This window comes from Reinekea marinisedimentorum, assembly GCF_004341165.1.
GTDB classification, from domain to species: Bacteria; Pseudomonadota; Gammaproteobacteria; order Pseudomonadales; family Natronospirillaceae; genus Reinekea; species Reinekea marinisedimentorum.
In genome coordinates this window covers 207,473-224,807 of the sequence record NZ_SLZR01000004.1, presented here as the reverse complement: position 1 = coordinate 224,807, position 17,335 = coordinate 207,473, and the positions used below count along the sequence as shown (strand labels likewise).

At 51.0% G+C, this 17,335-nt stretch carries 15 protein-coding genes; 7 read left to right on the top strand and 8 right to left on the bottom strand.

Translation table 11 applies throughout. The features are described 5' to 3' along the window. The first annotated feature begins 59 nt into the window (after window positions 1-59). The gene (ald, locus tag BCF53_RS07090; protein WP_132700903.1) at window positions 60-1,181 is read left to right on the top strand and encodes an alanine dehydrogenase; all 1,122 of its coding nucleotides are present in this window, start codon (window positions 60-62) and stop codon (window positions 1,179-1,181) included. Between the two features lie 275 nt (window positions 1,182-1,456). After that, on the top strand, window positions 1,457-2,269 hold the full coding sequence (murI, locus tag BCF53_RS07080) for a glutamate racemase (protein WP_243645789.1): 813 nt from the start codon (window positions 1,457-1,459) through the stop codon (window positions 2,267-2,269). A gap of 23 nt (window positions 2,270-2,292) precedes the next feature. Here the strand turns inward: murI and BCF53_RS07075 are convergent, their stop codons facing one another. From BCF53_RS07075 to BCF53_RS07040, 8 genes are all read right to left on the bottom strand, one after another. Continuing rightward, window positions 2,293-2,787, bottom strand: coding sequence for a glycine cleavage system transcriptional repressor (locus BCF53_RS07075; protein WP_132700901.1), 495 nt, complete (start codon window positions 2,785-2,787; stop codon window positions 2,293-2,295). A 3-nt stretch (window positions 2,788-2,790) separates the two neighbouring features. Next, window positions 2,791-5,670, bottom strand: a complete 2,880-nt coding sequence (gene gcvP / locus BCF53_RS07070) for an aminomethyl-transferring glycine dehydrogenase (protein WP_132700899.1) — start codon at window positions 5,668-5,670, stop codon at window positions 2,791-2,793. Between the two features lie 145 nt (window positions 5,671-5,815). After that, the gene (gene gcvH / locus BCF53_RS07065) at window positions 5,816-6,208 is read right to left on the bottom strand and encodes a glycine cleavage system protein GcvH (RefSeq protein WP_132700897.1); all 393 of its coding nucleotides are present in this window, start codon (window positions 6,206-6,208) and stop codon (window positions 5,816-5,818) included. Window positions 6,209-6,584: 376 nt separating this feature from the next. Further along, complete coding sequence (locus BCF53_RS07060) at window positions 6,585-6,809, bottom strand: hypothetical protein (protein WP_132700896.1); 225 nt, start codon at window positions 6,807-6,809, stop codon at window positions 6,585-6,587. A 121-nt stretch (window positions 6,810-6,930) separates the two neighbouring features. Beyond that, entirely contained in the window at window positions 6,931-7,488 is a 558-nt protein-coding gene (locus tag BCF53_RS07055) for a cob(I)yrinic acid a,c-diamide adenosyltransferase (RefSeq protein WP_132700894.1), read from the bottom strand. Between the two features lie 10 nt (window positions 7,489-7,498). After that, entirely contained in the window at window positions 7,499-9,136 is a 1,638-nt protein-coding gene (locus tag BCF53_RS07050; protein ID WP_132700892.1) for a HAMP domain-containing sensor histidine kinase, read from the bottom strand. A 66-nt stretch (window positions 9,137-9,202) separates the two neighbouring features. Then, window positions 9,203-10,084: a ketopantoate reductase family protein gene (locus BCF53_RS07045; RefSeq protein ID WP_132700891.1), complete on the bottom strand. Its 882-nt coding sequence runs from the start codon at window positions 10,082-10,084 to the stop codon at window positions 9,203-9,205. Between the two features lie 40 nt (window positions 10,085-10,124). Further along, complete coding sequence (locus tag BCF53_RS07040; protein ID WP_132700889.1) at window positions 10,125-11,141, bottom strand: response regulator; 1,017 nt, start codon at window positions 11,139-11,141, stop codon at window positions 10,125-10,127. A 351-nt stretch (window positions 11,142-11,492) separates the two neighbouring features. Between BCF53_RS07040 and BCF53_RS07035 the strand changes: the two genes are divergently transcribed. From BCF53_RS07035 to gspD, 5 genes are all read left to right on the top strand, one after another. After that, window positions 11,493-11,780 carry a co-chaperone GroES gene (locus tag BCF53_RS07035; protein ID WP_132700887.1) on the top strand — a complete coding sequence of 96 codons (288 nt, stop codon included), beginning with the start codon at window positions 11,493-11,495 and terminating at the stop codon, window positions 11,778-11,780. Between the two features lie 35 nt (window positions 11,781-11,815). After that, window positions 11,816-13,456: a chaperonin GroEL gene (groL, locus tag BCF53_RS07030; RefSeq protein WP_132700885.1), complete on the top strand. Its 1,641-nt coding sequence runs from the start codon at window positions 11,816-11,818 to the stop codon at window positions 13,454-13,456. Window positions 13,457-13,659: 203 nt separating this feature from the next. Further along, window positions 13,660-14,397 carry a type II secretion system protein N gene (gene gspN / locus BCF53_RS07025; protein ID WP_132700883.1) on the top strand — a complete coding sequence of 246 codons (738 nt, stop codon included), beginning with the start codon at window positions 13,660-13,662 and terminating at the stop codon, window positions 14,395-14,397. A 3-nt stretch (window positions 14,398-14,400) separates the two neighbouring features. Next, a complete protein-coding gene (locus BCF53_RS07020; RefSeq protein ID WP_132700882.1) occupies window positions 14,401-15,324 on the top strand; it encodes a type II secretion system protein N in 924 nt (307 codons plus the stop codon). Window positions 15,325-15,336: 12 nt separating this feature from the next. Beyond that, on the top strand, window positions 15,337-17,283 hold the full coding sequence (gene gspD / locus BCF53_RS07015; RefSeq protein WP_132700880.1) for a type II secretion system secretin GspD: 1,947 nt from the start codon (window positions 15,337-15,339) through the stop codon (window positions 17,281-17,283). Window positions 17,284-17,335: the final 52 nt, after the last annotated feature.

Below are 17,335 nucleotides of genomic sequence, written 5' to 3'. Positions count from 1 at the left end.
GTTGCCGTCAATTCGTGATGTTAAAAATGAAAAAACAACCTTATTAGGAGTCGTTCCCCATGAAGATTGGTGTACCTAAAGAGATTAAAAATCATGAGTATCGTGTTGGTCTGACCCCCATGGTGGTGTTGGAGCTGACCCATCGTGGTCATGAAGTGGCCGTTGAAACTATGGCCGGGGAAGCGATTGGTTTTACCGATGAGCACTACATTGCCGCCGGTGCCGAAATTTTAGCGGATGCTCCTGCCGTATTCGACTGGGCCGAAATGATCGTGAAGGTAAAAGAGCCGCAGGCAGTTGAACGTGCCATGCTGACGCCTCAGCACACCCTGTTTACCTATCTGCATTTAGCGCCGGATGCCGCACAAACTCAGGATTTAATTAAATCCGGTGCCGTATGTATTGCCTATGAAACTGTCACCGATGCCAACGGTCACTTGCCTTTGCTGGCACCGATGTCTGAAGTGGCTGGCCGTATGTCGATACAGGCCGGTGCGCACTGTCTGGAAAAAGCGCAGGGCGGTCGTGGCCTGCTGTTGGGCGGTGTGCCGGGCGTTGAGCCGGCAAAAGTAGTGGTTATTGGTGCCGGTGTTGTTGGTCAGAATGCGATTGCTATGGCTGTCGGTTTGGGTGCCAATGTGGTGGTGCTGGATAAGAGTGTAGACACCCTGCGCCAGCTGGATAAGCAATACGGCAACCGTATTACGACGGTTTACTCCAGCAAAGAAAGCCTCAATACCCATGTGCTGGAAGCCGATCTGGTTGTGGGTGCTGTGCTGATACCGGGTGCCGCTGCCCCTAAACTGGTCACTCGTGAGATGGTCAGTAAAATGAAAAAAGGTGCCGTGCTGTGTGATGTGGCGATTGATCAGGGCGGCTGCTTTGAAACCTCGAAAGCAACCACCCATGCAGAGCCAACCTACATTGTTGATGATGTGGTTCACTACTGTGTCGCCAATATGCCGGGCGCCGTGGCGCGTACTTCAACCATCGCCCTGAACAACGCCACCATGCCGTTCGTGCTGGCGCTGGCCAACAAGGGTGCCAAACAGGCCATGCTTGATGATACGCACCTGCTCAATGGTCTGAATGTGTGCCGGGGTAAGGTGACTTATCGCAACGTGGCTGAGGATCAGCAGCTTGAGTATCTGGATGCCGGAGAAGCTCTGAAGTTAATTTAGTAGCGCATGCGCCAATAGGATTAGCATTGTATGGACAGGGCCGGGGTATTTACTCCGGCCTCAGGTTGTCGATAAACCCCGTCGACGAAAAGGTAGCCCCTAAATAGACCGCTGCAAGTATCGTCCTGATACGCTCGACGAAAACATCCATGTTTTCGACGTCTATTTAGGAGCTACCTTTTCATCGCCTTGAGGTCTGCGGTGACTTTGTAAGCAGTCTGGGGCCTGGGTATTTACTCCGGCCTTCCTGTTTTTAGCGGCCGGAAAGCATTAGCATGCGGCATCTGTTTTCTTTTGATGCTGAGCCGATGATCGGAGTCTTCGATTCAGGTATTGGTGGCCTGACAGTTCTCGCTGAAATACACCAAGCACTTCCGGAAGCCCCCCTCTGTTATGTCGCTGACCAGAAGTTTGCACCCTATGGAAACCAGCCTGAACTCTTTGTATCAGAGCGCTCTGTGCGTATTACTCAGTGGCTTATACAGCAGGGCTGCACGCTGATTGTCGTTGCCTGTAATACCGCTACCGCGATAGCCATTCGCCAGTTACGCGGTGAGTTTGCTGTGCCCATTGTTGGTGTTGAGCCGGGAGTAAAGCCGGCGGCACTGAGATCGCTATCGCAAAAGATCGCTATTCTGGCGACAGATAACACCCTGGCCTCGCGGCGTTATCAGGCATTGCTGGAGCAGTTTTTACCGCGGGTAGAGGTCATCAGTCAGGGCTGTACCGGGCTTGCCGCGGCTATTGAACGCTGCAGTGATGAGCTGCCGGCGCTGCTGCACGAGTACTGCTCACCGCTGATCGATAATGGCATTGATCAGATTGTGCTCGGCTGTACCCACTATCCACTCGTGAAGGATGAAATTGCTCAGTTGTGCAGCCCGTCTGTTTCGGTTGTTGATACCAGCTATGCCATCGCGCAGGAGGTTAAGCGCAGGTTTGCTGAAGGCGAACCAAGCAACGCAGGCGAGGCAGGCGTGAGGCTGTTCAGTACCCACAGTACTGAACACGATTTGGCTGCAGCGATTAACCGGTATCGTTTGTTACGGCTGTTTTCTGCTGCAGCGCTCAGTACTGTGGAGATTTAAACGGGCCAGCCTGGCGTTGCGGATCAGTGATCGACCATTAAATCTGGTGATAACTCTTCCAGAGCCTCGGTCACCAGCTGAATAGGCTGGCCTTCTTTAATTGTGTACTTAATCTTTGCTTTGAACAGGTTGCCGCCGCTCATGGAGGCCGGTTCGATCTCCGTTTGTAAGTCGATGACATTAACGCCAATAGGTGTCAGTGCTTCGGTTACCTCGCGAATGATGCCGGGCCGGTCGTTGCCGACAACCTCAACGGAGTGCACATCAACCGGTTCTTCCGGTGTTTCACCCAGTTCAAACTGGATAGACAAGCCTATATCGCGCAGCGTCTGCAAACCCTTCTGCAGCTCTGGCGCTTTGTGTTCATCAATTTCGATGCGGATAATGCCGGCAAATTTACCGGCCATTGTTGCCATACGGCTTTCCAGCCAGTTGCCCTGATACTGCTCAATTTTCTGAGCCAGTGATTCGGCAATGCCGGGTTTATCGTTGGCCAGTACTGTTAAGATGACTTCCATTAATTATTCCTCGTAACTCGACGTTTCCGGGCAGGAGCAGAACAGGTTTCTGTCACCCCAGGCATCATCAATGCGGTTCACAAATGGCCAGAACTTGTTTTCAGCAACCCAAGGCAGCGGGTAAACCGCCTGTTCACGGTTATAGCTGTGCGGCCAGTCTTTAATTAAATCTGCCTGAGAGTGCGGTGCGTTCACCAACGGGTTATCTTCCAGGCTCCAGATGCCGTTCTGGACGTTTTTGACTTCATGGTAGATCGAGGTCATCGCCTCTACAAAGCGATCCAGTTCTTCTTTTGATTCTGATTCGGTCGGCTCAATCATGAAGGTGCCCGGCACCGGGAATGACATGGTCGGTGCATGGAAACCATAGTCCATCAAACGCTTGGCAATATCGACCTCGGTAATACCGGTAGCCGCCTTGAGTGGTCGCAAATCGATAATACATTCATGTGCAACACGGCCATTTTCATCGGTGTACAGAATCGGGAAGCAGGGCGCCAGCTTCTGGGCCACATAGTTGGCATTGAGTATTGCCACCTGGCTGGCCTCTTTTAGGCCGTTGGCACCGAGCAGGCGAATGTACATCCAGGAAATCGCCAGGATCGAGGCGCTGCCGAATGCCGCCGCTGAAACGGCACCCATTGCACGGTTGCCGCCTTTTATTTCTGTAATGCTGTGGCCGGGCAGGTAGGCTTGCAGGTGTGCCGCACAGCCGATTGGGCCCATGCCCGGACCGCCGCCGCCATGTGGAATGGCAAAGGTTTTGTGCAGATTCATATGGGCGACATCGGCACCAATGTCTGCCGGTCGGGTCAGGCCAACCTGCGCATTCAGGTTGGCGCCATCCATGTAAACCTGGCCGCCATGTTCATGAATGAGTGCACAGACCTCTTTAATTCCCCGTTCATACACACCGTAGGTGGAAGGGTAGGTGATCATCATGCAGCTCAGGCGTTCACCGGCAGCTTCGGCCTTGGTTGCCAGATCTTCAATATCAATATTGCCCTGAGCATTGGTTTTTACCACCACGACCTGCAGCCCCATCATCTGCGCCGAAGCCGGGTTGGTGCCGTGTGCCGATTGTGGGATCAGGCAGATATCGCGCTGAGTATCACCCATGGCTTGCTGGTATTTTCGGATTGCCAGCAGGCCGGCATATTCGCCCTGAGCACCGGAGTTTGGCTGCAGGCTGATGGCTTCAAAACCGGTAATGGTTTTCAGCATGGTTTGCAGTTCATCGATCAGGTTGCGGTAGCCGCGGGTTTGCGACTTGGGCGAAAACGGGTGGATGCGGCTGAACTTTTCCCAGGTGACCGGCAGCATCTGCGCCGTCGCATTTAGCTTCATGGTGCAGGAACCCAGCGCAATCATGCTGTGATTCAGCGCCAAATCGCGGTTTTCGAGTTTTTTCAGATAGCGCAGCATGCCGGTTTCGCTGTGATGCGAATTAAACACCGGGTGTGTCATAAAGGCGGTACTGCGCTCCAGATTTTCAGGAATAAAGGTGGTGCTTTGCTCCGTAACGTATTCATCGATGCTTTCGGTATTCAGGTCGTGCTCGCCGAGCAGAATGTCGAACAGCTCTTCAATGTCGAAGCGGGTCGTGGTCTCGTTAATAGAGATGCCGATATGGCTGCCATTAATACGGAAGTTAACATTTTGCGCCCGCGCCCGTTCCTGAATAACTTCGGCATTGTGCAGCGAGTTAATCGTGATGGTGTCGAAGAAGTGGCTATTGACCACGTAGACACCCTTGGCTTCCAGGCCTTCTGCCAGAATGCCTGCCAGGCGGTGAATGCGCTTGGCGATCTTGGTCAGCCCCTTCGGCCCGTGATACACCGCGTAAAAACCTGCCATGTTGGCCAGCAGTACCTGCGAGGTACAGATATTGGAAGTCGCCTTCTCGCGGCGAATGTGCTGTTCGCGGGTTTGCAGTGCCATGCGGTACGCCGGCTTGCCGGCACTGTCTTTGGAAACGCCGATGATCCGGCCGGGTATGGCGCGCTTATAAGATTCACGGGTGGCAAAAAATGCGGCATGCGGGCCGCCAAAGCCCATCGGGATGCCAAAGCGCTGACTGCTGCCGAAGACAATATCGGCCTTCATTTCACCGGGCGGCTTCAGCATGCAAAGCGCCATCAGGTCGGTTGCAACGATGGCCAGAGCGTTGTGCTCGTGCAGCGCATCAATGAACGGCTCCGGATTAAGAATGCGGCCATTGGAGCCGGGGTATTGGATCAGTGCCGCGAAAACATCGTGCTTGCTCAGCTCGGTCAGCTCACCGACAACCAGCTCGATGTCAAAATACTCGGCGCGGGTACGCAGTACATCGATGGTTTGCGGATGGGTGTTGTCATCCACAAAAAACAGATTCGATTTGTTCTTGCGCACACAGCGTTTAGCCATGGCCATGGCCTCGGCTGCGGCGGTGGCTTCATCCAGCAGCGACGCATTGGCAATTTCCATGGCGGTTAAATCCAGAACCATTTGCTGGAAGTTCATCAGCGCTTCCAGACGGCCCTGAGCAATTTCAGGTTGATAGGGCGTATAGGCGGTATACCAGCCCGGGTTTTCCAGAACATTGCGTTGAATAACACCCGGTACTTCGGTGTCGTAATAGCCCATGCCGATGTAGCTTTTGCCAACGATGTTCTGCTCTGCAATGGCATTCAGGTAGGCCAGTGCTTCAGTTTCTGGAGTCGCGTTTTCCAGCGTCAGCGGGGTGTTTAACTGAATGTCGGCGGGAACGATATTCTGACTCAGTTCATCCAGCGAACTGGCATGTATGGCAGAGAGCAGTTCTTTCTGCTCTGATCGGTTGGGGCCTATGTGGCGGCCAATGAAGGCATCTCGATTTTCGTATTCTGTGAGTGATGAGGTCATGAATGTCTCGGCAAATGTTCAGGGCGACTTTTAACAGAGGCTTGTGCACTGTTTTCAGTATTATTTTTAATGTGTGATTGCCTGTCGAAAAGCTTGGCTGCCAGTCTGTGAGCCTGCTGGCAGCTTTTTATATTTGTAGTTTTTATCAGTCTTCTTCAGTGCACTGATCAGCGTAAGAATCCGCATCCATCAGGTCGTTTACTTCTTCCGGGTCGGACATCTTAACTTTGAACAGCCAGCCATCTTCGTAGGCATCTTCATTGACCTGTTCCGGGCTGTCTTCCAGGCTGGCATTGACTTCGGTAATGGTGCCGGTAACCGGGGTGTAAATATCAGAAGCGGCTTTTACAGATTCAACCACCGCTACCGCATCGCCTGCGTTAAATTCTTCACCGACTTCCGGTAACTCAACAAAAACCACGTCACCCAGCTTTTCTTGTGCGTAATCACTGATACCTATAACAACAACCTCGTTTGCTTCTTCTCTTACCCATTCGTGAGAGTCGGCGTATTTCAGGTCGGCTGGAATATTGCTCATGAAAGTTTCCTTAAGTCGGGTTTTTAACTGGTTAATTTGCTTTTTTGTCTTCTCAGACAAAATTATAGATAGTTGGCTAAAAGGCGAAAGCGTGTCAGGCATAGCAACCGGATGATGGCGCCAATGCATCAGTTTTGCTGTTGCCTCTGCATCAGGGTAATAAGTGTCGGTGAAAATGAGCCACTGGTCAATTCAGCTATGCAGCGCCGGGCCTGTTTAATTGCCGGTATGACTGTTATTTGCACAGCTCAGATGGGTTCCGGCACCGGGGCGGAACCATTCGTGAACAGGATGGCGGTTTCAGCTGGCTAACGATGGATAAATCGGCAAAGACACGGCCTGCTCCGTTGCCGGGGTGGAACCGATAAATCAAAGCTTATCGGTTCGGTGCAGGCGTGTTTGTGATGGCAGGTTTGGTGCTGACATAAATCCGTTCCGCCTTCATCATGCGAATCAGCGATAACGATGATTGCACGGCGGCATCGGTGGTCAAATCCGTCAATTGCGCCAGATTCAGGCCACGGTGGTTGAGTTCGCTGAAAGCGAATTCGATAAGCTCTTCTTTGCTAAGCAGGTTTTTACCAAGAATGATTGCTGCCATGAGTCATGGTCTCTTAAACGCCAGTGGTTACATCTAGGTTTATCGGCCGCGACTCCGGCAGGTTTAATCATTTCGGTCGGTTTTGTGAGCAAATACAGGTTGCCCTGTATAAAGAGCTCAATTAGCGCTTATGCCGGGATTGCCAGAGGATTTCTTCACCGTCGCTCTGCCGCGCCAAGTGCCTGGCCAGAACAAAAAAGTAGTCTGAAAGCCGGTTCAGGTATTGCTGAGCCAGAAGGTGGGGTTTTTCTTCCTCGCGGTTAAAGCTGACCACGGTTCTTTCTGCGCGACGACAAATGGAGCGCGCCATATGGGTCTGCGCTGCCGCCAGGTTTCCACCCGGCAGGATAAAGTTCTCCAGCGGCGGTAATGCTTCATTGAGCTGATCAATTTCGGTTTCCAGATCCGTTATCAGCTCACTGCCTAACAGCTCGTAGCCGGGCATGGCCAGCTCGCCACCCAGATCGAACAGGTCATGTTGTCGCTGCCGTAATGGCTTTATCAGTTCAGAGCTTTTATCGAGCGTTTCTATCAGCACGCCGACAGTGCTGTTCAGCTCATCTATATCGCCAATGGCGGTGATTCGAAGGCTGTCCTTTGCGATTCTGTCTTTAATGCCCAGGCCGGTTTTGCCTTTATCTCCGGAGCGTGTGTAAATTTTGGTCAGGCGGATCCCCATGTTGTATCCCTTAATCTTTCAAAAGTGGTAATGCGATCTCAAAGGTTGCACCATGCCCTAATTCCGAATCCACGTGCATCGTACCTTTGTGGTGTGATGTAACGATGAAGTAGCTGACTGACATGCCCAGGCCGGTCCCGGCACCCACATCCTTGGTTGTGAAGAAGGGTTCAAAAACATGCCGGCGGGTCTCTGCAGACATACCAATGCCGTTATCGGTAACCTGAATAAAACATCGGTCATCACGGGTGAACTGGTGGATCCGGATCACGCCCTCATCAATGTCGTTCAGTGTCAGTTTGCGCTGGTGAATGGCATGGGTTGAGTTCTTGATCAGGTTCAGTATCACCTGCTCCAGCTCGGTAAAAACGCCGCGTACATAGGCATCGGGGTCTTTGAAATTCTGGTCGAAATTTAACGAGATGGTGTCTTTGAAGTCGTGCATCAGATCGTTGGTCGAGGCAATACTAATGGCTTTTTCCAAGACCTCGACCACCCTGCACGGCTGCAGGCTCAAATCATTGGCTCGGCTAAACTGCAACATATTGGCCACGAGCTGCGAGGCACGCAGGCCGCTGTCGGAAATGTTCTTTAAAAAGCCGGTAATCTTGCGTTGATCCAGATAGGCGTTGAGCTGATCCAGGTGAATGCCGATCTCCCGGGCCAGCTCCTGGTTGGCTTCAAGGTCGGTTCTGATGCGCCGCTGAATGTTCTGCACGTTCTGCACGATGGCGCTGATCGGGTTGTTAATCTCATGCGCCATGCCTGCGGCCATACCGCCGAGTGACATGATTTTTTCAGACTGAACGATGGCTTCTTCCATCTTTATCTTTTCGGTGACGTCATCAATGCGAATAACGGCGGCCAGCTGCCGGGTGTTACGCAGCGGGTACACAATCAGCTCCAGTGAGCGGGTTCGGTCATTCAGATGCACTTCTGCCTTTCTGATCAGCCGTGTTGCGTTGGCATCCCATACTTTGCGGATCCAGTCGATATGGTCATTAAGTATGGGCAGGGCTTCATTTAGATTCTTACCGGAGGCCTGCTTGGCTTCAATTCCGCCCAGCTGGCTGGCGGCAAAGTTCCACAGCTTAATCGTCAGGTTTTCATCAATGGCGATCAGGGCAGAGGGGTTGGAGTTGATCACCGAATTCAGAAACTGTTGAACTTCCGTCAATTCCGCCTCAATGCCTTTACGGACCTGAACTTCAAGCTCCAGCTTTTTATTGGTACTTTGTGTGACTTCGGCGTAGTTGTCTGCCTGTTCCAGGGCGATGGCTACGCGATCGCGTTCAGAGATGATGATTTCCTCGCGCAGCTGAATCTGATTGATCATCTCGTTAAAGGTATCCACCAGATCGCCCAGTTCATCATCGCTGATCTTTCGGGCACGCAGCTTGGAATGGGTGTTGGCGGTATGGTCTTTGGTTACCTGAATAAGATGATGGATCGGCTTGATAAAATTCCGGTACAGGTAAAGGTGCAGAATAAAGAAGATGGTGCTGATCACCACAATGGAGCCAATGGTTGTGGCCAGCATGGTCAGGTTTTTGGCTTGCCCGATAATAATGAAGTGAAGAATCAGGCTGGCGATTGCCAGAATATAGCCAAATAAAAACTTCTGGCTAAGAGAGGTGAACTTAATCATAGAGTTTCATCTGTATTGATGCCTGCCTAAGTATGTTTACACTAGCACAGGTTGTCGTTTATCACTTTATTCTGCAACGGCGTCGTACCACTTTTGCAGGTAGAGGGCATCCAGCCCGTGCAGCCTTGCCTGAGCGATCAGGAAACCGTTGATGTAGTCGATTTCTGTCGCTCTGTTCAGCCGGATATCTTCAGCCATTGATGAGCGGTTTTTTGCGGTCGCACGGGCAACCTGCAGAATAAATTCAACTGGCTCGGGCGGTGGTGTTATGCCTGCCTGTTGCATGATGGCGCAGGTTTCCCGGCAGATGTTACTGATATCTGTTAGATATTGCTGTTGCAACAGTTCCCCATTGGCGATCTGGTGCACTGCGGTGAGCGGATTGATCGCTGCATTGATTAACACCTTATGCCATAGCGTTTGTTCAATGGTGTCGCTGAATTCAATACCCAGAACGTCACGGGCGCTGTTGCTGGCCGGCGAAATCAATTGTTGAACAGCCACCGGTATCTGCGCGCCTTGCGGTAAGCCGAGTAGTGTTCGGCCCGCTGCGGTATGAATGATGGTGTTGGTGTCTTTGCGCATCGCGCCGCAGGTTGTGGCACCCCAGATGACTCTGCCGGGAAATTCCTCACTCAGCGTCTGCTGCGGGCCCATACCGTTATGCAGCATAATAGCGTATGCAGAGGGGTATTGTTCAAGCAGCGGTTTGGTTGCCAGATACGCGGCAGAGGCTTTGCTGCACACCCAGATGAGTGCGACCTCTTCGGTCGGCTCAGTTAAATGCCAGTTGAGGGCAATGGTGCCGCTGTTCGTTTGCAGTGTTTTGCTGAGCTTCTGGTTTTTCCGGTGAGCAAGAACCAGGCAATTAGCATTGGATTGGCTGTGTGCACAGGCCAGGGCGCCAATGGCGCCGGGCCCTATAATAATGGAATTAGAATTTGGCATGGGTCGGTTTACGGCATGATCGGTTCAGGTAGGGTATCAGCTATTGCTGGCCCATTTCCGGTAAATCGTCAGGATCGTCTGATTCTGCCGGATCCTCGCTGGGCTGTTCCCAGAAGTGTATCGATTGACCCTTTTCCAGTGTGTTGAGCCGATCGAGCGCGCCGGTAATCACTTCGACTGCGGTTTGAGGTGTTTTGCCGTTGGCATCGATGATGTCGTACTGCAGTGTACCGGTCAGTGAGGTAAAGCCGACGCTGGTTGAGTAGGCTCGTGTAAACAGAGAATCCTGTACGCGCCGGATCAGCGTGTGGGTAATAAACGAAGCCTCCTGGCCGTAAAGTACCAGCGCCAGCGTGTTCTCATTCACCCGGGCGACATCATCGAGTGGCCGGGCAGTTGCTTTGAGCCGTTCGCATGCCTGTTTCAATATTTGATTTCTGAACCGGTCACCATGCTGCTCTCTGTACGATTGCAGGTTGTCTATCCGGCACAGCAGCAGGCCAATGTGGCCATTGCGCCCCTTGTGTTGCTCAAGGTATCGCCCCAGTTGCTGTTCCAGAAACTGCAGGTTACCCACGTTTGTAGGCGGGTCGACCCGGTTTATCAGCGATAGCGTCCTGAACTGTTCTTTCAGCTTCAGTTCGCGCCTCAGCAGGGAGTTCTGGAACCTTGAAATACGCTGGGCCGCATGAACACGCGGCAGCAGGTGGGATTTGAGCGTTGTTTTACCGACGAAGTCATCCACGCCCTTGGCGAATGCCTCTTTCAGGTCTTCATTACCTTCTTTTGCTGTCAGCAGTACAACATAGGTGAACTTATTCTGACGGCGGTTGAGTTCGCGCACCAGTTGGGTCAGTGCCAGGCCATCCATTCCGGGCATCAGCCAGTCTGCCAGCAGAATGTCAGCGTTTCTTTCTTTCAGCATTGTCAGGGCGTCTATTGCGGTTTCTGCAATGCGAATGTCCGAAAAGCCTTCATTTCTCAGCATTTTATTGACGACAGCGCTGCTGAATTTGGTGTCGTCGACGATCATGATTGAACAGGTTGTTGGTTGCATTTCCTTTGCCTTACTGCCTTGCCGACTGAGTCGGCATCACGACTTTATTACTCAAAATAGAATGCCTGCCTTGTTTTATGAAAAGGACAATCAATTCTGCTCAGCATAGTACACCAATCTGTGTAAAAAATGATGCAAGCGTTAATAGGATTTGATCACGACTGGGTAAGTTAATCTGCTGAGGAATTCATAACTTTAGGTAAAGCAGTGCAAGAATTTTGAGAAAATACTGTTGAAATGGTTTTAACCGCCCCCACATAACCGCTGCGATGAGGCTGTGGGCTTTAAAACAGGTGTTAACCACAGCAATTTATAAAATACTCCCATCATCTATTTTTAGGAGATCTATCCATGAATATTCGCCCTTTGCAGGATCGCGTTGTAGTACGCCGCAAAGAAGAGCAAGAAACCACTGCAGGAGGCATCCTGCTGCCAGGTTCTGCCAAAGAAAAGCCATCTCAAGGTGAAGTTCTCGCCGTTGGTAATGGCCGTGTTCTGGAGAACGGTGAAGTCCGTCCGGTAGACCTGAAAGTTGGCGATACCGTTGTATTCGGCCAGTATGCTGGTAATACAGTGAAGGTTGACGGCGAAGAGCTGCTAATCATGAGCGAAGGCGACATCTTTGGTGTTATTGAATAATTTTAACAATTACGTGAGTTAACAAGGTTAAGAATATGGCTGCTAAAGAAGTTTTATTTGGTCTTTCTGCACGAGACAAAATGCAAATCGGTGTCAACCTGCTGGCAGATGCCGTGAAGGTTACTCTGGGCCCTAAAGGACGTAACGTTGTATTAGAAAAGTCTTTTGGTGCACCAACCGTAACAAAAGACGGTGTTTCTGTTGCTAAAGAGATCGAGCTGGAAGACAAGTTCGAGAACATGGGCGCGCAGATGGTTAAAGAAGTTGCGTCTAAAGCGAATGATGAAGCGGGTGACGGTACCACTACTGCCACAGTACTTGCTCAGGCGTTTGTAAACGAAGGCCTGAAAGCTGTTGCTGCAGGCATGAACCCAATGGATCTGAAGCGTGGCATCGATAAAGCGGCTGCTGCAGTCGTTGAAGAGCTGGCTAAGCTTTCCATTCCATGTGTTGATTCCAAATCTATCGCTCAGGTGGGTACTATCTCTGCTAACTCTGATGCCAACATTGGTCAGCTGATTGCTGATGCAATGGAGAAGGTTGGTAAAGAAGGCGTGATGACTGTTGAAGAAGGCAGCGGCTTTGTAGACGAGCTGGACGTTGTTGAAGGTATGCAGTTTGACCGTGGTTACCTGTCTCCATACTTCGTAACCAATCAGGAAACGATGTCTGCAGAGCAGGAAAACCCATACATCCTGCTGGTCGACAAAAAAATCTCCAATATCCGCGATCTGATTCCGGTACTGGAAGCTGTTGCAAAAGCGGGTCGTCCTCTGATGATCATCGCTGAAGATATTGAAGGCGAAGCGCTGGCGACTCTGGTTGTGAACAACATGCGCGGTACTGTTAAGGTTGCTGCGGCTAAAGCACCTGGTTTCGGCGATCGCCGTAAGGCTATGCTGCAGGATCTGGCGATTCTGACCGGCGGTACTGTTATTTCTGAAGAAATCGGTCTGAGCCTGGAGTCCACGACTCTGGAACACTTAGGTTCTGCCAAGCGCGTAACCTCTACCAAAGAAAACACGGTTGTTGTAGATGGTGCCGGTGATGAAGCTGACATCAAAGCACGTGTTGAACAGATCCGCGCTGAAATCGAACAGTCAACTTCTGACTACGATAAAGAAAAACTTCAGGAACGTGTAGCCAAGCTGGCTGGCGGTGTTGCCGTCATTAAGGTTGGTGCTGCTACCGAAGTTGAAATGAAAGAGAAGAAAGCTCGCGTAGATGACGCACTGCACGCAACCCGCGCTGCTGTTGAAGAAGGCGTTGTCGCTGGTGGTGGTGTTGCTCTGGTGCGCGCTATGAACAACATTGGCGACCTGAAAGGTGACAATGAAGATCAGAACGTGGGTATTGCTCTGGCACTGCGTGCTATGGAAGCACCTCTGCGTCAGATCGTTAAAAACGCTGGCGGCGAAGCTTCTGTTGTTCTGAACGAAGTTAAGAAAGGCCAAGGCAGCTTCGGCTTCAACGCAGCGACCGGTGAATACCTGGATATGATCGAAGCCGGTATCATCGACCCTGCTAAAGTAACCCGTACTGCATTGCAGGCGGCTTCTTCTGTTGCAGGTCTGATGATCACAACTGAAGCGATGATCGCTGATAAGCCTCAGGAAGGTGGTGCTCCTGCGATGCCTGATATGGGCGGCATGGGTGGCATGGGCGGCATGATGTAATCGCCCTCCTAATTAGAAAAGCCCGCACTCGCGGGCTTTTTTTTGTCCAAAAAAAGCAGAAATTGCAGGATTTACCGTTAAATATGCCTCAACAGTGCGACCTAGGTTTAGATTAGGAGTATTCGCTATGTAAACAGATTGTTGTTCCCATGTGCCTTATATAAACTGGCTCGACTCTAAATACACAGAATTGCTTTAAATTCATGAAGTTAGTTAATTTCAAAATATTGGCATTACTGCTCGTAAGTTACCTTCTTACTCTGGTAGTAACCGCGCCGCTAAACTGGTGGCTGCCGCATCTGGAGCCTCAGTTGAAGTCCAACGGCATCGTGTTGCAGGATTCCGCTGGCACGATCTGGCAGGGGGAAACCAACGCTAGGGTTGATCGCCTGGGGCAGTTCCACGTTAACTGGAAGATTAATGCATTTAAGCTGCTGCTCCTGCAGGTTCCGGTTTCTTTCCATGCCTACAATGTGGATATGAATGTTCAGGGTGAGCTGAGTGTTTCGCCACTGGGCATCAGCGTGCGTGAGCTCTCCGGTTACGCTGATGACTCTGCATTCGCCTCGATCGCAAAATCCTATAAATCCGAGCTGAAAGGCCGGTTAAGTATTCAAAGTTTTGCGGCAAAAATAGGCTGGAATAAATCACTTGGGCCTGCTGCCGGGCGTGTGACCTGGTCTGGTGGTGACCTGGTAGTTCCGGTCGGTAATTCGCGTAAAACCTTTGAAGTACCTATGATGATCGCGGTTATTTCCAGTGACGAGAGTGGCTGGTTGGCAGCGGTTCAGGGGGCTGAGAAGCAAACTTATATGGAAGCTCAGCTGGCTCAGGATGGCCTGGCAACGCTATCGGTCAAGAGACAGCTGGCAGACGATATGTCCTTGCCCGTTCCCGGTTCCGGCGCTTCGCTACTCGATGTCACGCAGCAGGTATTTTAAGCCATGAATAAAGACGCCTTATTTAAATTGTGGCCGAAAGCGCAGGCACCGCTGATCGTATTGGCGGTCATCTTTTGCGGAGTCACGCTGGCTAAAGCCACCTGGCTGATCATTGCGCCGGCACCGGCGGTCAGTGTGCCTGCCATTAAACCTGCAAAGGCTTCATCTTCTGCTCAGAATGGTGAAGATTGGGTTCAGATCAGCTCTGTGGTTTCCAGGCGGGCCTTTTTTGGTGAGGAAGTGACCGTCGCTCAGGAAGAAAAAGCCACCTCAATTGAAGCGCCTGAAACCAGTCTGAATCTCAGTTTATTGGCTATATTGGCTGGGGCAGATGGCACCGGCTACGCCATTATTGGTGAGGCGAAATCGACCGGAAAGGTGTTCAGAGTAGGGGATGATGTATACGGTAAGGCCGAGCTGCAGGCCGTTTATGGTGACAGGGTGATTATTGATCGCAACGGTAAGCTGGAAACGCTGCGTTACGAGAAGCTGAAGTCTACCGAGTTGTTAAAAGCCGTAACGGGTGAAGACGATTCCGACAGCATTGAAGGGGCCTCTTCACTCAGTGAAGTCATGAGTCGCGCCAACAGAGCCGTTGCAGAAGGGGGTGATATGGCCGCCGAGGTACAGGGTGTGATGGGCTACGTTGCTGAGCGTGCCAATGCAGACCCTGAGGCATTTATCGCAGAGCTGGGCCTTGAAGTAACCGATCAGGGCTATCAGGTGTCGCGAAAAGCAAGGCAACTGCAGATGGTTGGCTTGCGTCCGGGAGATGTTATCAATTCGGTTAATGATGTGCCGGTGGGGGATGTATCAACCGATCAGGCATTGCTTAACCAAATTATGGACACCGGGGGTGAACTGAAGATTCAGATTACCCGTGGCTCCCGCTCTCTAACCATTTACCAGACAATACCGACTAATTAAAAAGGATTCACAATGGTAGTTATTCATAAACTTAAGCTGGTTTTTGCTGCATCGGTAGTGTTTGCGTCGGCCATGATATTTGCTGCAGATGGTGAGAAGTACACCCTGAACATGCAGAATGCTGATATTAAAGAGGTCATCGACTTAGTCGCGAAAGTAACTGGCAAAACCTTCATTGTGGATCCTCGTGTACGCGGCAATGTGACTGTCGTTTCAGATAAAGAGATGACCGAGCCGCAGATATACGAAACCTTCCTGGCAACTCTGGAGGTATATGGTTTTTCTGCGGTAGAAGCGGGAGATGTTACTAAGATTATCTCTCAGTCGGATATCAAATCGTCCGGCATCTCGGTCGACCTGGACGGTGAACGCGTTGGTGAAGAGATTGTTACCCGTGTATTCACGATTGAAAACGTGACGGCTACAGAGCTGGTGCCTATTCTGCGTCCACTGGTAGCGAAGTACGGGCACCTGGCAGGTGTGGCTTCAGCCAACGTGCTGGTGGTTGCCGACCGCGCGACCAACATGGAGCGATTGGCGGACATTATCCGATTGCTCGACCGGGCAGATACTCAGGAAATTGAAGTGGTCAGCCTGCAGCACAGCTATGTCAGTAGCATGATTACGCTTCTGGAAAGCATAGCGCCGGGTAATCTTTCTACCGGAAAAGAGTCTTCATCTTCTGCTCAGGGCGTTCACCTGGTGGGTGATGAGCGCAGCAACCGCATTATTGTGAAGGGTGAGAAGGCGGAGCGGCAGCAGATTATTGACCTGATTACCAAGCTCGATACACCGGTCAATAAAGAGCAGGATTCATCCTATAAGGTTATCTTTCTGAATTACGCCGATGCGACTCAAATGTCCGAGATTCTGAAGGGTATTTCGACTCCTGCCTCTACAAGTAGCAAATCGGAAAACGGCAGCCCGCAAGATAGCCAGGGTGTGACCATTCTGGCGGATGAAAACCAGAATGCTTTGGTTATCAAGGCGTCACCCTCTGAGCTGAGCCAGATAGAAAACCTTATTTCTCAACTCGATATTGCTCGCAATCAGGTGCTGATCGAAGCAGCTATCGTTGAAATTAGCTCCAGTGGTGATGAGTCATTTGGTGTGCAATGGCTGACCAACCCGGAAAGTACCTATGAGGATGGCCTGCCATTTTTCTCATCTTCCAGTGATGTTGCTGGCAACTCCATCAGCACGATTGCTTCGGCGATTGACGATGCTGACAGTGCCTGGGGCGCGGTGACCGGGGTTTCAACCGGTACGACTTTCGCTATTTCGGACCCAACCTTATCTATCATGGCCATCATTGAGGCACTGGAGTCGCAAACCAATTCCAATCTGTTATCGACACCTAGCGTGCTAACGCTGGATAACACCGAAGCCTTTATTACTGTAGGTAATGAAGTGCCCTTTATTACGGGTGGCAGTGGTACCGATGATGATCCTTACACCATTGACCGTGAAGATGTGGGTACAACGTTGACAGTCGTTCCGCATGTGCAGAAAGATGGCACTATTCGGTTGGAAGTAGATCAGTCAGTTGAGTCTGTTACCAATGATGTTGTCGATGGTGCTGTAGATATCGTGACCAGTAAGAAAGAGATTAAAACCGAAATTCTGGTGAAGAGCGGGCAGGTGGTTATTCTCGGCGGTCTTATTTCTGATGAAGTACAGGAGATTGAAACCCGTGTGCCTTTGCTAAGCAGTATTCCTATTCTGGGTAACCTGTTTAAATCTACCTCGTCTGAAACTTCAAAGAGCAATCTGTTGGTTATTATGCGCCCGAGTATTGTTACCGATGATATGTCGGAATACCGAAAGAAACGCCTGAACGGCATTTGGGAGCTACGCCTGGAGAGTTTTGAGAGTGACGAATACCGCCTTGATCAGCCAGGAATCGATAGTCTTTATGATGGCACCTTCCTGAATGGCACACCGGTACCATTGCAATAGAGTGTATGTTTAAGTTTACGAAATTCGTTGTTTTGAAATATCGTATAAACTG

What these genes read in the sequence shown, in the direction of transcription:
- ald (WP_132700903.1), top strand. Translation starts at nt 60, where the DNA reads ATGAAGATTGGTGTACCTAAAGAGATTAAAAATCATGAGTATCGTGTT.
- murI (WP_243645789.1), top strand. Translation starts at nt 1,457, where the DNA reads ATGCGGCATCTGTTTTCTTTTGATGCTGAGCCGATGATCGGAGTCTTC.
- BCF53_RS07075 (WP_132700901.1), bottom strand. Translation starts at nt 2,787, where the DNA reads ATGGAAGTCATCTTAACAGTACTGGCCAACGATAAACCCGGCATTGCC.
- gcvP (WP_132700899.1), bottom strand. Translation starts at nt 5,670, where the DNA reads ATGACCTCATCACTCACAGAATACGAAAATCGAGATGCCTTCATTGGC.
- gcvH (WP_132700897.1), bottom strand. Translation starts at nt 6,208, where the DNA reads ATGAGCAATATTCCAGCCGACCTGAAATACGCCGACTCTCACGAATGG.
- BCF53_RS07060 (WP_132700896.1), bottom strand. Translation starts at nt 6,809, where the DNA reads ATGGCAGCAATCATTCTTGGTAAAAACCTGCTTAGCAAAGAAGAGCTT.
- BCF53_RS07055 (WP_132700894.1), bottom strand. Translation starts at nt 7,488, where the DNA reads ATGGGGATCCGCCTGACCAAAATTTACACACGCTCCGGAGATAAAGGC.
- BCF53_RS07050 (WP_132700892.1), bottom strand. Translation starts at nt 9,136, where the DNA reads ATGATTAAGTTCACCTCTCTTAGCCAGAAGTTTTTATTTGGCTATATT.
- BCF53_RS07045 (WP_132700891.1), bottom strand. Translation starts at nt 10,084, where the DNA reads ATGCCAAATTCTAATTCCATTATTATAGGGCCCGGCGCCATTGGCGCC.
- BCF53_RS07040 (WP_132700889.1), bottom strand. Translation starts at nt 11,141, where the DNA reads ATGCAACCAACAACCTGTTCAATCATGATCGTCGACGACACCAAATTC.
- BCF53_RS07035 (WP_132700887.1), top strand. Translation starts at nt 11,493, where the DNA reads ATGAATATTCGCCCTTTGCAGGATCGCGTTGTAGTACGCCGCAAAGAA.
- groL (WP_132700885.1), top strand. Translation starts at nt 11,816, where the DNA reads ATGGCTGCTAAAGAAGTTTTATTTGGTCTTTCTGCACGAGACAAAATG.
- gspN (WP_132700883.1), top strand. Translation starts at nt 13,660, where the DNA reads ATGAAGTTAGTTAATTTCAAAATATTGGCATTACTGCTCGTAAGTTAC.
- BCF53_RS07020 (WP_132700882.1), top strand. Translation starts at nt 14,401, where the DNA reads ATGAATAAAGACGCCTTATTTAAATTGTGGCCGAAAGCGCAGGCACCG.
- gspD (WP_132700880.1), top strand. Translation starts at nt 15,337, where the DNA reads ATGGTAGTTATTCATAAACTTAAGCTGGTTTTTGCTGCATCGGTAGTG.